This window comes from Pseudomonadales bacterium, assembly GCA_024234435.1.
Classification (GTDB): domain Bacteria; phylum Pseudomonadota; class Gammaproteobacteria; order Pseudomonadales; family Porticoccaceae; genus JACKOF01.
The window spans coordinates 357,830-374,376 of sequence record JACKOF010000002.1 but is presented as its reverse complement, the minus strand read 5'-3'; the positions used below and the strand labels follow the sequence as shown (position 1 = coordinate 374,376).

16 protein-coding genes are annotated in these 16,547 nt (G+C 49.8%); 8 read left to right on the top strand and 8 right to left on the bottom strand.

Annotated elements, in window-relative coordinates:
- Positions 1–36 precede the first annotated feature (36 nt).
- The 3 genes from dnaN to gyrB are packed head-to-tail and all read left to right on the top strand — an operon-like array spanning position 37 to position 4,718.
- Complete coding sequence (gene dnaN, locus H7A02_11695) at positions 37–1,137, top strand: DNA polymerase III subunit beta (GenBank protein ID MCP5172915.1); 1,101 nt, start codon at positions 37–39, stop codon at positions 1,135–1,137.
- A 32-nt stretch (positions 1,138–1,169) separates the two neighbouring features.
- Complete coding sequence (gene recF / locus H7A02_11690; protein MCP5172914.1) at positions 1,170–2,285, top strand: DNA replication/repair protein RecF; 1,116 nt, start codon at positions 1,170–1,172, stop codon at positions 2,283–2,285.
- A gap of 18 nt (positions 2,286–2,303) precedes the next feature.
- Positions 2,304–4,718, top strand: a complete 2,415-nt coding sequence (gene gyrB, locus H7A02_11685; GenBank protein ID MCP5172913.1) for a DNA topoisomerase (ATP-hydrolyzing) subunit B — start codon at positions 2,304–2,306, stop codon at positions 4,716–4,718.
- A gap of 66 nt (positions 4,719–4,784) precedes the next feature.
- Here gyrB and H7A02_11680 read toward each other — a convergent pair whose 3' ends face one another.
- The 5 genes from H7A02_11680 to glyQ all read right to left on the bottom strand — a co-directional run bounded on the left by H7A02_11680 (position 4,785) and on the right by glyQ (position 9,382).
- Positions 4,785–4,955 carry a hypothetical protein gene (locus tag H7A02_11680; GenBank protein ID MCP5172912.1) on the bottom strand — a complete coding sequence of 57 codons (171 nt, stop codon included), beginning with the start codon at positions 4,953–4,955 and terminating at the stop codon, positions 4,785–4,787.
- A 64-nt stretch (positions 4,956–5,019) separates the two neighbouring features.
- On the bottom strand, positions 5,020–5,733 hold the full coding sequence (locus H7A02_11675) for a 1-acyl-sn-glycerol-3-phosphate acyltransferase (protein ID MCP5172911.1): 714 nt from the start codon (positions 5,731–5,733) through the stop codon (positions 5,020–5,022).
- Between the two features lie 10 nt (positions 5,734–5,743).
- The gene (gene gmhB, locus H7A02_11670) at positions 5,744–6,307 is read right to left on the bottom strand and encodes a D-glycero-beta-D-manno-heptose 1,7-bisphosphate 7-phosphatase (GenBank protein MCP5172910.1); all 564 of its coding nucleotides are present in this window, start codon (positions 6,305–6,307) and stop codon (positions 5,744–5,746) included.
- Between the two features lie 10 nt (positions 6,308–6,317).
- Complete coding sequence (locus H7A02_11665; GenBank protein MCP5172909.1) at positions 6,318–8,417, bottom strand: glycine--tRNA ligase subunit beta; 2,100 nt, start codon at positions 8,415–8,417, stop codon at positions 6,318–6,320.
- A 17-nt stretch (positions 8,418–8,434) separates the two neighbouring features.
- Positions 8,435–9,382: a glycine--tRNA ligase subunit alpha gene (gene glyQ / locus H7A02_11660; GenBank protein ID MCP5172908.1), complete on the bottom strand. Its 948-nt coding sequence runs from the start codon at positions 9,380–9,382 to the stop codon at positions 8,435–8,437.
- A 127-nt stretch (positions 9,383–9,509) separates the two neighbouring features.
- Between glyQ and H7A02_11655 the strand changes: the two genes are divergently transcribed.
- From H7A02_11655 to H7A02_11640, 4 genes are all read left to right on the top strand, one after another.
- Positions 9,510–10,382, top strand: a complete 873-nt coding sequence (locus H7A02_11655) for a lysophospholipid acyltransferase family protein (GenBank protein ID MCP5172907.1) — start codon at positions 9,510–9,512, stop codon at positions 10,380–10,382.
- A gap of 32 nt (positions 10,383–10,414) precedes the next feature.
- Complete coding sequence (locus tag H7A02_11650; GenBank protein MCP5172906.1) at positions 10,415–11,047, top strand: DUF2959 domain-containing protein; 633 nt, start codon at positions 10,415–10,417, stop codon at positions 11,045–11,047.
- A gap of 100 nt (positions 11,048–11,147) precedes the next feature.
- Entirely contained in the window at positions 11,148–12,323 is a 1,176-nt protein-coding gene (locus tag H7A02_11645; GenBank protein MCP5172905.1) for a class I SAM-dependent RNA methyltransferase, read from the top strand.
- Between the two features lie 129 nt (positions 12,324–12,452).
- Positions 12,453–12,716 (top strand): GrxA family glutaredoxin, encoded by a 264-nt coding sequence (locus tag H7A02_11640; protein ID MCP5172904.1) that lies wholly within the window; start codon positions 12,453–12,455, stop codon positions 12,714–12,716.
- A gap of 6 nt (positions 12,717–12,722) precedes the next feature.
- On the opposite strand, the gene H7A02_11635 is transcribed toward H7A02_11640, so the two are convergent.
- The 3 genes from H7A02_11635 to H7A02_11625 are packed head-to-tail and all read right to left on the bottom strand — an operon-like array spanning position 12,723 to position 15,056.
- Positions 12,723–13,118 carry an acyl-CoA thioesterase gene (locus tag H7A02_11635; protein MCP5172903.1) on the bottom strand — a complete coding sequence of 132 codons (396 nt, stop codon included), beginning with the start codon at positions 13,116–13,118 and terminating at the stop codon, positions 12,723–12,725.
- Between the two features lie 13 nt (positions 13,119–13,131).
- Positions 13,132–14,508 carry a TRAP transporter large permease subunit gene (locus H7A02_11630; protein MCP5172902.1) on the bottom strand — a complete coding sequence of 459 codons (1,377 nt, stop codon included), beginning with the start codon at positions 14,506–14,508 and terminating at the stop codon, positions 13,132–13,134.
- Positions 14,508–15,056, bottom strand: coding sequence for a TRAP transporter small permease subunit (locus H7A02_11625; protein MCP5172901.1), 549 nt, complete (start codon positions 15,054–15,056; stop codon positions 14,508–14,510). The genes H7A02_11630 and H7A02_11625 overlap by 1 nt, the downstream gene beginning before the upstream one ends.
- A gap of 369 nt (positions 15,057–15,425) precedes the next feature.
- Here H7A02_11625 and H7A02_11620 point away from each other — a divergent pair, with 369 nt between their 5' ends.
- On the top strand, positions 15,426–16,529 hold the full coding sequence (locus H7A02_11620; GenBank protein ID MCP5172900.1) for a PstS family phosphate ABC transporter substrate-binding protein: 1,104 nt from the start codon (positions 15,426–15,428) through the stop codon (positions 16,527–16,529).
- The last annotated feature ends 18 nt before the right edge of the window (positions 16,530–16,547 follow it).

Below are 16,547 nucleotides of genomic sequence, written 5' to 3'. Positions count from 1 at the left end.
AACAACCAATTACCCTATCATTTTGGAAGATGAATAATGAAATTCTCAGTATCTCGAGAAGCCCTATTAAAGCCACTACAGTTAGTAGTGGGTGTGGTGGAACGCCGACAGACACTACCAATTCTCTCAAATGTGTTGATTAGTCTTCAGGGTAATCGCCTTGAGCTAACCGGCACGGATCTGGAGGTTGAAATTGTTGGCCAGGTTGCGCTTGAGCAGGAGGGTGAAAATGGTGAAGTGACCGTTCCGGCTCGCAAGCTGGTTGATATTTGCCGTTCCTTGCCAGAGGGTGCAGTAATAAGTATCAGTGAGCAGGATGGTCGTGCTCAGATCAGTAGTGGCCGCAGCCGTTTCACTCTGGCAACCCTGCCAGCTAATGAGTTTCCCAGTGTGGATGAAGGGTCAAGCAAGCTTGATTTCGAGATTCCACAGCAAGACCTGAAATACCTGATTGACAGTACGGCTTTTGCTATGGCGCAGCAGGATGTCCGTTATTATTTAAACGGTATGCTGTGGGAGGTTGAAGGGGATACTTTGCGGGCCGTCGCTACGGATGGACACCGTCTCGCGATGGCTGAGTGCTCGGTTTCCACCAGCGCAGCAGAAAAAACGCAAGCTATCTTGCCCCGCAAAGGGGTGATTGAATTATCCCGCATGCTTGACGGTGACCAAAATATCTCCATTATGCTGGGCAATAATCACTTGAGAATTGTCACGCCTGAATATCGATTTACTTCCAAGTTGGTTGATGGTGCTTATCCGGATTATCGGCGGGTGCTGCCACAAGGAGGAAGCAAGTTGATGGAGGGTGGGAAAGATGAGCTGCGTCATGCTTTCAGTCGCACAGCTATCTTGTCCAATGAAAAATATCGAGGTGTTCGTCTGATGTTGTCTGACGGCCTTTTAAAGCTGGTTGCGAACAACCCTGAACAGGAAGAAGCGCAGGAAGAAGTCACGGTTAATTATTCAGGTGATGAGCTGGAGATAGGTTTTAATGTCAGTTATGTGCTTGATGTGCTCGGGGTTCTCAAAGGGGAGAGTGTCCGCTTTACCCTTTCCGACTCGAATAGCAGTGCGCTTGTGGAAGACCCCGCAGACAATGGTGCAACCTATGTCGTTATGCCTATGAGGCTTTAGTGTCGTTTTTCTAATCGTATTTCTTTACAGAAATGTATCTTAAAAAGCTGGACCTGCAGGGGGTTAGAAACCTTGTTGCGGTTCAGCTTTCTTTTGCACCCCGTGTAAATCTTTTTTACGGACACAACGGCAGTGGTAAAACCAGTGTGCTGGAAGCGATTTATCTTTTGGGTCGGGGGAGATCCTTTCGCACCCGAAATCCGTTAAGCGTTATGGCGAAAGATCAGGACGGCTTTATTTCGGTTGGTTATTTATCCAAAGGCTCGGGGGCCACAACCCCCGTTGGTGTGCAGCGACTCCGCAATGGCGGGTTTGTGATGCGAGTGGCTGGAGAGCCGGTTTATGCTGCATCTCATTTGGCTGATGCCGTTCCGTTATTACTGCTCAACTCGGACAGTTTTTCTTTGTTGGAGGGTGGGCCAGGTGGACGCAGGCGCTACCTTGATTGGGGTGTGTTCCACGTGGAACAAGGTTATCGAGATATCTGGAAGCGCTTCCAGAGGTCGTTGAAACAACGGAATTCTCTGCTTCGGCGTGATAGAATAGACGGTGCTTTGTTGGCTACCTGGGACAGAGAATTCGTTTCTTTGGCTGAGCAGGTTGATAGCTATCGAAAAGGCTATGCGGAAAGGTTGATACCGCTTATTAAGAAGGCTGCGAGCGATCTGGGTGGGAAAGCCATGGCTGACACGGTTAGTTTTGGTTATTACCCTGGCTGGGATACCGCGCAATCTCTGGAAAGTGTTTTATTGAGTAATAGACCGAGAGATCAGCAAAACAAGGTGACGCACCATGGGCCGCACAGGGCGGACCTCCGGGTTCGATCCGGCCGCGCCGGTGCGGCCGAGCTGCTATCCCGGGGGCAGGCAAAAGTACTGGTCAGCGCAATGCAGCTCGCACAGGGGCAGTTGTTTAAAGAGATAACAGGCCAGCAGTGCATCTATTTGCTGGATGACTTGCCTGCGGAGCTTGATGAAGAACGGCGTAAAGCTGTGGGTCGTTTGTTGATGGACCTTGAAGCGCAGGTTTTTGTTACGGGTGTTGATAAAGAAGATTTGTTAATGATCTGGCCTGAAATTAAGGCTGGTGATATAGGGTTGTTCCACGTGGAACATGGGCGGGTAATGCCTGCTGAAGTTTACATTTAATGAATATGAGCATAAGCAATGAGTGAAGAGCGGAATTACGACTCATCCAGCATTAAAGTGTTGAAGGGTTTGGATGCGGTTCGCAAACGACCCGGGATGTACATTGGTGATACGGATGATGGCACCGGGCTGCATCACATGGTGTTTGAAATCGTTGACAACTCTATTGATGAAGCATTAGCCGGACATTGCTCGGAAATACGAGTTGTCATTCATCCCGATGAGTCTGTTTCGGTCTCTGACAATGGGCGCGGCATTCCCACAGAAGAGCACGAGGAGGGCGTTTCCGCGGCTGAAGTTATCATGACTGTGCTACATGCTGGCGGAAAGTTTGATGATAACACTTATAAAGTGTCAGGAGGTCTGCACGGTGTTGGGGTTTCAGTGGTCAACGCATTATCCGCAGAGCTGCGACTGACCATTCGCAGGGAAGGAGAGGTTCATGAGCAGGTATATCGTCACGGTGTGCCTGAAGCGCCGCTGTCGGTTGTGGGCGAAACAACAGAGACTGGGACAGAAGTTCACTTTATCCCGTCACCAGAAACCTTCAACAACATCAAATTCCATTACGATATCCTTGCAAAACGGTTGAGAGAGCTGTCTTTTCTGAATTCAGGTGTTCGCATTGTATTGAAAGATGAGCGTTCAGGGGCGGAAGATGTTTTTGAGTATGAGGGTGGTTTGAGAGCCTTTGTGGAATACCTGAACACAAACAAAACAACGGTTAATCAGGTCATGCATTTCAGCACCCAGCGAGAAGATGGCATTGGTGTTGAGGTGGCTTTGCAGTGGAATGACAGTTTCCAGGAGAATATTTTTTGTTATACCAATAATATTCCTCAACGGGATGGTGGTACTCACCTGGCAGGTTTTCGAGGTGCGCTAACACGCGGTTTAAATACCTATATCGAGAAAGAGGGTATTGCCAAAAAGGCCAAGGTGAACACAACAGGTGATGATGCTCGAGAAGGCTTAACGGCTATTATTTCGGTGAAGGTTCCTGACCCCAAGTTTTCTTCCCAAACCAAAGACAAGTTGGTAAGTTCAGAGGTGAAGAGTGCTGTTGAACAGGAAATGGGAGACAAGTTTAATGACTTCTTGATGGAGAACCCACAGGAAGCAAAAAATATTGTTACAAAAATGCTCGATGCTGCCAGGGCAAGGGAGGCGGCGCGTAAGGCGAGGGAGATGACTCGCCGAAAAGGGGCGTTGGATATTGCCGGACTACCGGGGAAACTGGCGGATTGCCAAGAAAAAGATCCTGCATTATCAGAGCTTTACCTTGTGGAGGGTGACTCTGCGGGGGGGTCGGCGAAGCAAGGGCGTGACCGACGCACCCAGGCGATTTTGCCGTTAAAAGGTAAAATCCTTAATGTTGAAAAGGCTCGTTTTGACAAAATGTTGTCCAGTGCAGAGGTGGGTACTTTGATTACTGCTCTGGGTTGCGGAATAGGCGCAGAAGAATTCAACCCTGAAAAGCTGCGTTATCACACCGTGCTGATAATGACGGATGCGGATGTGGATGGGTCTCATATTCGTACCCTATTACTGACATTCTTTTTTCGGCAAATGCGAGAGCTGATTGAACAGGGACACATATATATTGCCCAGCCACCACTCTACAAGATCAGTAAAGGAAAACAGGAGCAATACCTCAAGGATGATCAGGCATTAACTGATTTTTTGACCCAGACAGCACTGGAAGGCAGCAGTTTACATGTAAATGCTGATGCTCCGGGGATCACAGAAGCAGCACTGGAGGGGTTGGTTGGAGAATACCGCCACACCATGTCCATTATTGAAAGGATGTCACGGGTTTATCCCCAAGAAGTATTGGAAGCATTGATCTACCTCCCTGTGATGGAAAAAGACTTGTTGGCAGATCAGAGTGCTGTTGAAAAGTGGTGCCAGGCTCTGGCTGTAAGTATGGAAGATTATTCGTCCGGTAGTCATCGCTATCAGGTTTTTTCACAAGAAGATGCAGAGCGGCACATATTTTTGCCGTGTGTTGAGATAACTGCGCATGGTGTTGCTGATAACTATTTGTTAAATAAAGATTTTTTCTCATCTGGTGAGTATCGTATCATTGTTGCTCTTGGGCAGAAACTGCAAGGCCTAATTGAAGAGGGGGCATACATTCAACGGGGAGAACGCAGCGCTGCCGTTACGGATTTCGCTGATGCCCTTGAGTGGTTAATGGATGAATCCCGCCGTGGTTACAGTATCCAGCGTTACAAAGGACTGGGTGAGATGAATCCGGAACAATTGTGGGAAACTACGATGAATCCTGAAACCCGAAGAATGCTGAAAGTCACGATTGAGGATGCCATAGCCGCTGATCAGATGTTTACCACGTTGATGGGTGATCAGGTAGAGCCTCGAAGGGAGTTTATTGAAACCAATGCCCTGGCGGTTTCCAACCTTGATATTTAGCGGATCTTCGATATAGAAAGGCCTGTAATATATTGATATTCAGGCCTTTTTTGTGAGGTGCGCGTGTCATTCGTCGTGCTGGCTCCAGATGTCGCGATCGGTCTTGCGGCGTTTCTTTTGGCGGCGATCTTCTTTACCGGGTTCGAAGCGAACATCGACACGGCGGTCAGAAGTTGTCCGGCGCTGATTTTTTCTGCGCTCCTGACCGTTGCGTTTCCCGTTATCAAAAGCACTCATACGAAGTACCTCTCTGATTCCCTTCAGTTTATGTAAGCTGTGCTTTAGCCGCCAGAACGATAGGTCAAGAATGTGACAGGGTTTGCTGTGTACTCTCAATCCATGTCTGGACTTCATGGGTCAGTGTACGGCTATCGGTGTTAGCGCTGCTTATGGCGGGCCCAATAACCAGATGAATGACGCCAGGTCGTTTGATAAATTTTCCCACCTCCCAGCAATAACCGGCGTTGTGAGCCACCGGAATTACCGGGACTTGCGCAGCAATTGCCAGAGAAGCGCCGCTGCGGGCGTATTTCCCGGTAGTACCGAAGGGCACGCGAGTGCCTTCAGGGTAAACCAACACATTATTGCCTTGTTTCAAGCGCTGAAGGCCTTGCTCTTGCACCTGCTTCATGGCTTTTCTGGGATTATCCCTATCGATGGCAATCGGGTGCATAAAATATAACCCCCAGCCGAAAAAGGGAATTTTGAACAGTTCTTTCTTTAATATTGTACTGACTGGCCTCAGAATGCGTTGCAGATAGTAAGTTTCCCAGCTGGACTGGTGTTTCGACATGATGACAGCGGGTGTTTTTGGCAGGTTTTCCAGGCCTTCGATTCGCAGTTTTATACCACAGGACAGGTTCAGCCAGCGAACAACCAGAGCATTGGCCCAGGTAACGATATTCTGGCGCATTCGATAAGGCATAATTGCGCCGATTGTGCAGCCAAAAGTGGCGAAAACGATAACAATGGGGATGTAACCAGCGTAAAAGAGAATTGATCGAATGAGTGGCATTTTATTCCCGTCAGGTATGGTTTTGTTGCGTAATCAGATGTTTTGCTGCCGTGGCAAGGTCTTCAAAAACCTGAGTATGTTTGATTCTTGAATCACGGTGCCCGGCCAGTTTTTTTTCGGTGTCTGCTCCCTTTCCAGTGCGAACCAGTATAGGCAGGCAGTTTCTTGCGATCCCGGCTTCAAGATCACGTAGACTGTCACCAATAACAACGGCACCTGTCAGTTCAGCCTTCAGTTCTTCGGCGATTGTATCGAGTAAACCGGCAGCGGGTTTTCGACAGTTGCAGCCGTCATCCGGTTTGTGGGGGCAATAGAAAATGCCGGCAATCTCGCCCCCGGCATCATTAACAAGTTCGTTCAGTCGAGCGTGCATGGCTTCCAGCTCATCCAGATCAAAATAACCTCTACCGAGCCCGGACTGATTCGTTGCCACTGCAACGGTAAAACCGGCTTGATTCAAACGCGCGATCGCTTCAATACTACCTTCAATCGGCAACCATTCTGCCAGGCACTTTATATACTCGTCGGAATCACGATTGATTACGCCATCCCGGTCGAGAATGACCAGTTTCATTTTGCCTGCTTCATTTTGAGGGTGCCAGCAGTGAAATATCAGCTACTTCCAGAAACAGGCTTCTTAATTTATGGAGGAGATTCAGGCGATTGTTGCGCACCGCTTCGTCATCGGTCATGACCATGACGTCATCAAAAAATTGATCAACCGGTTTTTGCAATTGAGCCAGTTTGGTCAGTGCATCAGTATAGCGGCGCTCACGAAGGAGAGGCTCGACCTTGTCTGCCAGTACAGAGAGGTCTGCGGCTAATGTTTGTTCAGCTCCCGCCTCCAGCAGTGCCGGGTTGATTGACAAAGAGGTATCAATAGCACTCTGCTTGCTCAAAATATTGGAAACCCGTTTGTTTGCTGAAGCAAGCGCTGCTGCTTCCGGCAATTGACTGAAAGCATGAACAGCTTGCACACGCTGATGAATATCCAGGGGTTTTGACAATTGTTTGGCAGCCACTGACTGAAATACTTCGGAGGCGATTTTTTCATCTTCATACCATGACTTGAAACGGTCTAGCATGTAAGTGAGCACTTCCTCACAAAGTGTTTCTGTGGCTGCCAGATCACCGTGTTGCTTAATCGCCAGGCTCAATGCTTCCCGTAAATCGAGATCAATTTCTTTCTCCACCACAATACGCAGCACACCCAGGCTGGCACGGCGGAGTGCAAAGGGGTCCCGGGAGCCGGAAGGCTTCTGACCAATACCAAAGATTCCCGCCAGGGTGTCAAGCCTGTCGGCAAGAGCCAGCGTTGCGCCAATGGCCGTCGCCGGAATTTTGTCCCCGGCAAATTTAGGCAGGTATTGCTCGTAAAGTGCTTCGGCTACCTCGCGGTCCTCTCCGTCATTGATTGCGTAGTAGCGGCCCATAATGCCCTGAAGCTTGTCGAACTCGCCAACCATATCACTGACAAGATCGGATTTACTGAGCTCGGCAGCACGTTGTGCTTTTTCCGGATCAGCGCCAACAGTGGCCGCCAGAGCAATAGATAGCCTCGCTACACGCTCGGTTTTATCAAAAACCGACCCCAGCCTGGACTGAAATACAATGTTTTTCAGACTTTCACGTCTCTCTGCCAGGGAGGTTTTTAAATCCGTTTTGTAGAAAAAATCGGCATCAGCGAGTCGGGGGCGAATAACCCGTTCATTGCCTCTGATAACTTGTGATGGGTCTTTGCTGTCTATATTGGCAACGGTAACAAAAAGAGGTAGTAACTGATCACGATCATCAACCAAGTGAAAGTACTTCTGGTGCTCTTTCATTGAGGAAATAAGCGCTTCGGAAGGCACCTCAAGGAATCGTTTATCAAACTCCCCTGCCAGGGATACGGGCCACTCGTTAAGCGCTGTGACTTCGTTGAGCAGGTCTTCATCAATGACTGCCGTTCCTCCAGCACTTTCCGCACAGGATTGTATACCGTTTCGAATTCGCTCACGGCGCTCATCAAAATCAGCAATGACAAAGGCGGCGCGCAAATCATCTACATAACTGCCAGGAGAATTGATCGCGACTTCTCCCGGGCCGTGAAATCGATGGCCCTGAGAGGTATTGCCTGTCGCCAGCCCCATGATGGTTGCTGTTATAACGTCTGGCCCCAGCAGCATCACAACCCAGTGAACCGGGCGTACAAACTCCTCTCGTTGTGCTCCCCAGCGCATGCGCTTCGGGATGGGTAGTGCCGCGAGTGCTGTCTCTATGATTCCGGGCAGCAAAACGGTCGACGACAGGCCCTGTTCGGTTGCGCGATAACAGAGTTTGTCCTGTTTGCCGTCATTTTCGACGTATTCGAGTAACACGTCCAAAGCGATACCGTTTTTACTGGCAAAGGCTTCAGCGGCACGGGATGGTTGGCCGCTTTCATCAAACGCCACTTTGGTTGGCGGCCCCCAGGCGATGACCTCTTTACTGGGCGCTTGCTGGTCGAGAGATTCAACCATGACAGCCAGGCGCCGGGGTGTTGCAAATGTTTGTACCCCGGCAAACCCCAGGCCTGAATCTGCGAGTTGTTTTACGATAGATTCCCTGAAGGCCTCTATCAGTGACAACAAGGCTTTTGGTGGCAATTCTTCAGTACCGATTTCTACGAGAAAATCTGCGCCTGGCACGGTAGTGTGACTCATGGTTTTTGTTTCCGGGTTCATGCCTGTTGCTCCACTTGCTGTTTTATTTCGTTGGCAAGTTCCGGTGGAGCCAGCGGGAAGCCAAGTGCCAGCCGCGAATCAAAATAGGCTTGCGCTACTGCGCGTGCAAGGGTCCGTACTCGCAGAATAAAGCGCTGTCTTTCGGTAACAGAGATAGCGTGGCGGGCATCCAACAGGTTAAATGCGTGGGAGGCCTTCATGACCATTTCATAAGCCGGCAGGGGCAGACCTCTGTCAATAAGTCGCTGGCTTTCCCGCTCATAAGTATCAAAGCTTTGAAAGAGGAAGTCGACGTCCGCTTCTTCAAAGTTGAAGGCTGACATTTCTACCTCATTCTGGTGGAAAACATCACCGTAGGTTACCTTGCCGGCGGGGCCACAAGTCCACACCAGATCATAAATACTGTCAACGCCCTGTAAGTACATGGCGATTCGCTCAAGGCCATAGGTAATTTCCCCGGTAACCGGGTAGCATTCCAGTCCGCCGACTTGTTGAAAATAGGTAAACTGGGTGACCTCCATACCGTTGAGCCACACTTCCCAACCCAGTCCCCAGGCGCCCAGGGTTGGCGATTCCCAGTTGTCTTCAACAAAGCGGATATCGTGAATCATTGGGTCGACACCCAACTCCCGCAATGAGTCCAGATATAATTCCTGAATGTTGGCTGGTGACGGCTTTAACACAACCTGGAACTGATAGTAGTGCTGGAGGCGGTTGGGGTTTTCGCCATAGCGGCCATCTGTGGGGCGACGACAAGGTTGTACATAGGCGCTGTTCCAGGTTTCCGGTCCGATGGCGCGCAGAAAAGTCGCCGGATGAAAGGTGCCTGCGCCCACCTCCATATCCAGTGGTTGCAAAATGACGCAGCCGTTGCGCGCCCAGAATTGTTGCAAAGCCAGAATCAGGCCCTGAAAGGTTGAAACATCGGGTGTGGTTTGTGGCACCTTTTATCCCCTGCGGATATACAAAGCAGGCAATTATAAGGTGCGAACCCGCCGATAGTAAGGGTTTACCGTTTAGTCCAGAGGGTTTTTCTTGTAAGCTCCCTCCCACGAAGAAGAGCGGACAGCCATGAAAGTATTGTTGGCAAAAACATTGATTCTGATTATTGGGTTATTACCACTGGGGCTGGCTCGTGCACTGGGAGCATTCATTGGTGAGCTGAATTACTTACTGAACAGCAAAGGTGCTCAGGTTGCGGTTACGAATATAAGGCTCTGCTTCCCCGAGTTATCGGCAGGACAACAGCAGCGATTAGTACGCGCCAGTATGCGTGAATGGGGTAAAACCTTTTTTGAGACGCCGGTGGTATGGCAAAGGTCCGAGGACTGGTTGCGTCGTCATATTGTCCACTCCACCAATCAGCAGTTGATGGACCGATGCCTGTCGGGAGACAAGGGCATTATCATGATTGCACCGCACCTGGGAAACTGGGAGGCGCTTGGTCTGCATATTGCCACAATTATACAAATGACATGCCTCTATCAGCCACCGCGGCAGCAGGAACTGGAGGCGTTGGTTAAAAAGGCGCGAAGCCGTAGCGGCACCAAGCTGGCACCAACTAATCGGCGCGGTGTGATCGCACTGGTAAAAGCACTGCGCGAAGGCGAGTTGACGGGTATTTTACCAGATCAGGTTCCTCAGCAGGGAGCGGGTGTCTTCGCCCCGTTCTTTGGTGTGCCGACGTTGACCATGACATTGCTTCAGAATCTTCTCAAAAGCACTGGCGCAACACCAATTGTGGCGGCGGCAAAGCGAGTACCTGGCGGTTTTGAAATTATCTATATGGAGCCGGATCAGCAGATTTATGCGGAGGATCCGGTTGTGGCGGCCTCGGCTTTGAATCGTTGTGTGGAGCAGATTGTGCGTCTGTTTCCAGAGCAGTACCAGTGGGAGTACAAGCGATTCAAAAAGCGGCCGGAAGGTGAACCAAAGGTTTACTGACGGTGGAAGCAGAAAGAAAAGAGGGCAGGAGCATGAAGCGCTTGATAGCAGGGGTTGTTTTAATAATCTTGGCGGGTTGTGAAACAGCTTACTACGGTGCCTGGGAAAAACTGGGTGTTGAAAAAAGAGATATCCTGGTAGATCGAATTGAAAATACCCAGGAAGCCCAGCAGGAGGCGCAAGAAGAATTTAAAGATGCTCTGGAACAATATCGCGCAGTGGTCAATTTTGATGGTGGTGATCTTGAAAAACTGTATAACAGGCTGAGTGCGGAATACGAAGACAGTGAAGCAGCGGCGAAAGCCATCGCAAAACACATAGAGTCGGTTGAACGTGTGGCGGAAGACCTCTTTGACGAGTGGCAACGAGAAATCGGTGAAATACAGAATGCCAGTCTGCGCAATGATAGCAATCGAAAACTTCGCGATACCCGCCGGAAATACCGGCAGCTGATAGCCAGTATGCGCAGTGCCGAAAAAAGTGTCTATCCGGTTCTGACTACCTTGAAGGATCAGGTGCTGTACCTGAAGCACAATCTTAATGCGCAGGCCATCGCTTCGCTTAAAGGAGAGCTGCGATCCATTGATGCCGATGTCAACCGTCTGGTTGCGCAAATGCAGCGCTCGATTGATGAAGCAAACGACTTTATCAACCGCTTGAAATAGTATTGCCCCCGCTGCCATCCTGCAGGCAGTTTATCGTGATTTTTAGCCAGACAAAGGCCCGTTAGTTGGGTTGGCAGACGAATGCTTACGTGGAATTTTTATGAATAAAATGAATGAGATTTTCAATGCAACCGTTCGTGATCTTTCCAGCGAAGGTAACGGGGTGGTAGAGCACCCTTCCGGCAAGACTTTCTTTGTGCCGGGTGTCTGGCGAGGAGAACAGGGTGAGTTTCGGATAACAGGCTTTAAAGGTCGGTATGGTTTTGCCGAGCTGGTGATGTTGACGCAGGCATCAACGGCAAGAACAGAAGCGCCATGCATTCATCACGGGTTTTCAGCAGGTCAGTGTGGTGGTTGTCCGTGGCAGTTTGTGAGTTATCAGGCGCAGCTTGAAGCCAAGCAAAAACGTGTCGAAGACAGCTTGTCCCGACTGGAAAAAGCACCGTCCGAAAAAATTAAAAAAATCTGGGAATCTCCGAAAACTTCAGGCTATCGAAACCGGGCGCAGCTCAAAACGGATGGTGAAAAAATTGGTTATGTTTCTTTGTCGACAAACCGCATTGCTGCAATTGACGATTGCCTGATTCTGAATGAAAAAAATCGCAATACCCTGCAACAACTGCTCAAAACATTACCGCGCAAGGATTTTCGGCCGACGAACAGAAAACGCCGAGATAAAAGGCAATGGCAAACACTCGATATTGACGATCAAACGTCAGCTGACACCGTTGAGCCAGGTAAGCGGAAGCCGTTCCGGCAGGGCAACAGTGAGCAAAATGAGAGAATGCGTGTCTGGCTACGGGAAAGGCTGTCGGCTCTTTTTAAACAAAAAAAATCAACCGCGCAGGTGGTGGAATTATTTGCTGGTTCTGGAAACTTTACTGAAATTATTTCCGATGTGGGTTTCAGAAATATTCTGGCTGTTGAAGGATCGGAACAGTCGATGGCTGCGCTGTTGGATAAAAGATATCCGGGTGTTGAGACGTTGGTCAGCAATCTTTTTCTTGCGGAATCCGTTGAAAAAATTTTTGCAAAAAGAGACACGGAAATCCTGATTATGGACCCGCCGAGAGATGGCCTGAAAGGTAAAGAAGGGTTGTTCGTCGATAATAAAAAACTCAGTGACATTTTTTATATTTCATGCAATCTGGCAACGTTTTCCCGCGATGTTGAATATTGTTATCAACATGGTTTTGTGTTGGCAGAGATCCAGCCGTTGGATCAGTTTCCCCACACCCCCCATATTGAATTACTGGCACACCTGGTGAGAGGCTGATGAGTTTGTACCATTATCTTGCCTCTCTTTGACGAAAATAAAAAACTATTAGCCTGCTAAATATTATTAATTAGATCTATCGATTGGTGTAGCGCTATAGTGTCTCCAGATTAATTAAGGAGACAACAAATGAAACACTTTACTGTATTTGGTCGTCCGGGTTGTGGCTTTTGTGTGCAGGCAAAAAATGTGCTGGAAGCAAAAAAACTGCCGTTCAATTATGTGGATATCCACGCTGAAAAAATTTCTCCGGCCGATCTGGAGAAAACTATTGGCAAGCCCGTGCGCACTGTGCCCCAGATCTTTCATGGCGAAACCTACATTGGCGGTTATCAGGAACTGGATCGGTACTTGAAAGAACAGCAGCTATTAAACGAGGGCCTGATTGGGTAACCGGTGTTATATGGCAGGTAGAGGTCGCGGTCGACCATTTTCATCTATGGCGACAAAGACAAAGGTACCTTCGGTCACTTTACGGGGTTCGTTCGTTGTGTCGATATTGATCCACACCTCAACACTGATGGAAACCGAGGTTCGACCTTCTTTTTCAATTTTGCAGTAGCAGCTGACAATGGCTCCTACCGGCACAGGTTCGATAAAGACCATTTCACTGACGGCTACGGTGGCGTTGCGGCCTTTGCAACGCCTGCCTGCCAGGATGCCGCCGCCGATATCCATCTGCGATAACAACCAGCCACCAAAAATATCACCATTAATATTGGTTTCGTTGGGCATGGCAATGGTTTGCAGCATCAGTTCGCCATGGGGTTTTTTGGGTTGATTAATAATAGACATAGCAGAACAATCCCTAGGGGCCGAAGACAATAGTTGGCAACCAGGTGGCAAGGCCTGGCCAGAGAGCCAGCATGACCATTACGGCGAGCTGGATGCCGATAAAAGGAATGACGCCGCGATAAATTTCCCCCGTTCGGATGGAGGCGGGAGCGACGCCACGCAAATAAAATAGTGCAAAGCCGAAGGGTGGGGTCAGGAAAGAGGTTTGCAGATTAATGGCAATCATGATGCCCAGCCATATGGGGTCGAGCCCCATGGCCAACAGGATAGGGCCGACAATCGGCACCACGACAAACGTAATTTCAATAAAATCGAGAATAAAGCCGAGTAAAAATATTACCAGCATGACCACCAGGGTGGCGCCTACGACCCCGCCGGGAATATTGTAGAAAATACGCTCTACGAGTTCCTCACCGCCAAAGCCACGAAATACCAGCGAGAAAATAGCTGCGCCAATCAAAATCATAAAGACCATGGCGGTAATTTGCGTGGTGGAGCGCACGACTTCCTGTAATCGCTTAAGGTCGAGCTGCCTCTTCGCCAGGGCCAGTAGAGTGGCCCCCATTGCGCCGACACCTGCCGCTTCAGTGGGGGTGGCCGCACCCGTCAGGATGGAGCCGAGTACCGCAAAAATCAGAACAACAGGGGGCAACAAACTGGCCAGCAGCTTTGTGAAGCCGTTAGAGAGTTGCTCGTTGCTGTTGGGGGGCGGCGCCGAGGAAGGTTTCAGCCTTGAGATAACGATCAGATAAAAAATGTAAAGCGCCACCAGCAGCAACCCCGGAATCAATGCGCCAATGAACAGGTCGCCGACAGAGACGGTTTTCGGGGTAAATACACCCATGCTCAATTGGGCTTGCTGGTATGCTGTTGAGAGAATATCCCCGAGCAGAACCAGGGCAATCGATGGTGGAATGATTTGTCCCAGTGTTCCCGTGGCGCAAATGGCGCCAGTCGCTAGGGCAGGGGAATAACCCCGCTTCATCATGGTGGGCAGAGACATCAGCCCCATGGTGACAACTGTTGCGCCGACAATGCCGGTGCTGGCGGCCAGCAGAGCGCCAACCATCACAACTGAAATCCCCAGGCCGCCACGTATTTTGCCAAACAGTTGTGCCATGTTATCGAGCAGGTCTTCTGCCAGGCGGGATTTTTCCAGCATTACGCCCATCAGAATGAATAGCGGAACAGCAATCAGCGTGGTGTTATCAATAGTGCCGTACACCCGACTGGGCAGAGCGTGCAGAAAGGCCATGTCAAAATGGCCGGTTTGCACGCCGACCAGAGCAAAGACAAGCGCTGTACCCGCCAACACAAAAGCGACGGGGTAGCCACTGAGTAGTACCAGACAGACAACAAGAAACATTAAGAGTGGTATATAGTCCGCCATCAGAGGGCGCCTTCAAGTGATGCAGGCTGGTGATTCCCGCCGATACCACAGGCGAACAGCATATTTTGAATGATCTCTGCGATAGCCTGCAATAACAGGGTGATTGGCATGACAATCAGAAGAGACTTTAAAAGGTAGACAAAAGGCAGGCCACTGCTTTCCCCGGACGTTTCCCGAATAGCCCAGCTGCTGGCCACATAATCCCAGCAGAACAGTAATAGCAATAGCGCAACTGGCATAAGGAAGACCAACCCGCCAATGATATCCACTACTGCTTGTTTGCGAGGCGTAAACCGCCGGTAGAAGATATCCACGCGCACATGCCCGCCGTGTTTGAGTGTATAGGCTGCGCCGAGTAAAAAGACGAGCGCATGCATGTAGGTGACCGATTCCTGCAGGGCAATGGAGCCCGCTTGCAGATAGTACCGCATGAACACCACGGCGCAGGTAACCACGACCATTGCCAGTGTTAGCCAGGCTATTGTTCTGCCGAGCCATTCGGTAACAGCGTTGATGATGGTGGCCAGATGTTGAAAGAAGTTGATCATTCGGCGATATAAATCCCTGTCCGTGCGTTTAACGAATTGTACGGGGTTTGTGGTAGGGCTAAAAGGATTTGGCACGGGGAACGTTTCTGTCCAGAGCGGTGGTGACAGACCATCACCGGCTCGACGTGTGTTGTCTTGCTGTTACTATGCTCTGTGAACAGGCCTCTGCTCATTTGTGATTTCGCTCGTAAACGCGCTTCAGGCTGCGCCCGTCGTCGTTTTACTCCGACGCCCACCTCCCCTTTGGCGAGCTGTCATAATAATGTCATAAATCTTTCATACAGTTGTCACCCGAAAATACTAGCCTGTGTCTGGTTTACAAACAGAAGCCTTGGAGGCAAGAAAGTGAAAACTACCCCTAAATTAGCAATCGCTGGTGCAGCTGTCGCGCTGGTTCTTGGCAGCACAAATGTTCTGGCTGCTGCCCGTGATTATGTAAGTATCGTTGGCTCTTCAACCGTTTATCCTTTTGCCACCGTTGTTGCCGAGCGTTATGGCCGCTCAACAGGTACGCCTACACCCAAAATTGAATCAACCGGTTCCGGTGGTGGTATGAAGCTGTTTTGTTCAGGCGTTGGTACCAGTCACCCGGACATCACAAATGCTTCGCGTCGCATGAAAGCCTCGGAATTCAAGCTGTGTCAGGAAAATGGTGTCACGGATATTATCGAAGTGTTGATTGGTTATGATGGCATTGTTGTTGCCAACTCCAAAGCCAAAGCGCCAATGCAATTGACGCGCAAGGATCTTTTTCTGGCACTGGCTGCCAAAGTCCCCGGCCCGGATGGCAAGCTGATGAATAACCCTTACAAAACCTGGAAAGACGTGAATCCGACGTTGCCAAACACACGTATTGAGGTTTTGGGCCCTCCCCCGACTTCTGGTACGCGCGATGCGTTTGCCGAGCTGGCAATGGAAGGGGGCGCCAAAAAATTTGCAAATCTGGCGCAACTGCGTGGCTCTAACGACAAGGCAGAGATTACAGGCCTGATGGCAGAGCTGGGTATTCCAGCCAGTGTCTTCAACAAAAAAGGCAAAAAAGTTTTTCAGGCAGTTGCCCATGCTATTCGCGAAGATGGACACTACATCGAAGCGGGTGAAAATGACAACTTGATCGTTCAGAAGCTGGAAGCGAACCCCAATGCACTGGGTATCTTCGGGTTCTCTTTCCTGGACCAGAACAGTGACAAGGTGCAGGGTTCCATTATTGAAGGCACCGAGCCGGAATTTGAAACCATTGCAGACAAATCCTATCCGATTTCCCGTCCGTTATACTTCTATGTGAAGAAAGCCCACATAGGTGTGGTTCCCGGTATTGAAGGTTATCTGGCGGAATTTAGTAGTGAAAAAGCCTGGGGTGAAGAAGGTTACCTGGCTGAAAAAGGCATGATTTCCATGCCGAAAGATTTACGCAAACAGTATGCTGCCGAGATCAAAGCACAAGCCAGTATGGATGGTGCAGCATTGAAGTAGCGGGTTTTTCCCCTCTTA

Excerpts from the sequence above, each read along its gene's own strand:
- H7A02_11665 (MCP5172909.1), bottom strand. The coding sequence starts at position 8,417 with ATGAGTCACACTACCGTGCCAGGCGCAGATTTTCTCGTAGAAATCGGT.
- H7A02_11680 (MCP5172912.1), bottom strand. The coding sequence starts at position 4,955 with ATGAGTGCTTTTGATAACGGGAAACGCAACGGTCAGGAGCGCAGAAAA.
- H7A02_11635 (MCP5172903.1), bottom strand. The coding sequence starts at position 13,118 with ATGTCTATTATTAATCAACCCAAAAAACCCCATGGCGAACTGATGCTG.
- dnaN (MCP5172915.1), top strand. The coding sequence starts at position 37 with ATGAAATTCTCAGTATCTCGAGAAGCCCTATTAAAGCCACTACAGTTA.
- gmhB (MCP5172910.1), bottom strand. The coding sequence starts at position 6,307 with ATGAAACTGGTCATTCTCGACCGGGATGGCGTAATCAATCGTGATTCC.
- recF (MCP5172914.1), top strand. The coding sequence starts at position 1,170 with ATGTATCTTAAAAAGCTGGACCTGCAGGGGGTTAGAAACCTTGTTGCG.
- H7A02_11630 (MCP5172902.1), bottom strand. The coding sequence starts at position 14,508 with ATGGCGGACTATATACCACTCTTAATGTTTCTTGTTGTCTGTCTGGTA.
- H7A02_11675 (MCP5172911.1), bottom strand. The coding sequence starts at position 5,733 with ATGCCACTCATTCGATCAATTCTCTTTTACGCTGGTTACATCCCCATT.
- H7A02_11645 (MCP5172905.1), top strand. The coding sequence starts at position 11,148 with ATGAATAAAATGAATGAGATTTTCAATGCAACCGTTCGTGATCTTTCC.
- gyrB (MCP5172913.1), top strand. The coding sequence starts at position 2,304 with ATGAGTGAAGAGCGGAATTACGACTCATCCAGCATTAAAGTGTTGAAG.
- H7A02_11655 (MCP5172907.1), top strand. The coding sequence starts at position 9,510 with ATGAAAGTATTGTTGGCAAAAACATTGATTCTGATTATTGGGTTATTA.
- H7A02_11650 (MCP5172906.1), top strand. The coding sequence starts at position 10,415 with ATGAAGCGCTTGATAGCAGGGGTTGTTTTAATAATCTTGGCGGGTTGT.
- H7A02_11640 (MCP5172904.1), top strand. The coding sequence starts at position 12,453 with ATGAAACACTTTACTGTATTTGGTCGTCCGGGTTGTGGCTTTTGTGTG.
- H7A02_11625 (MCP5172901.1), bottom strand. The coding sequence starts at position 15,056 with ATGATCAACTTCTTTCAACATCTGGCCACCATCATCAACGCTGTTACC.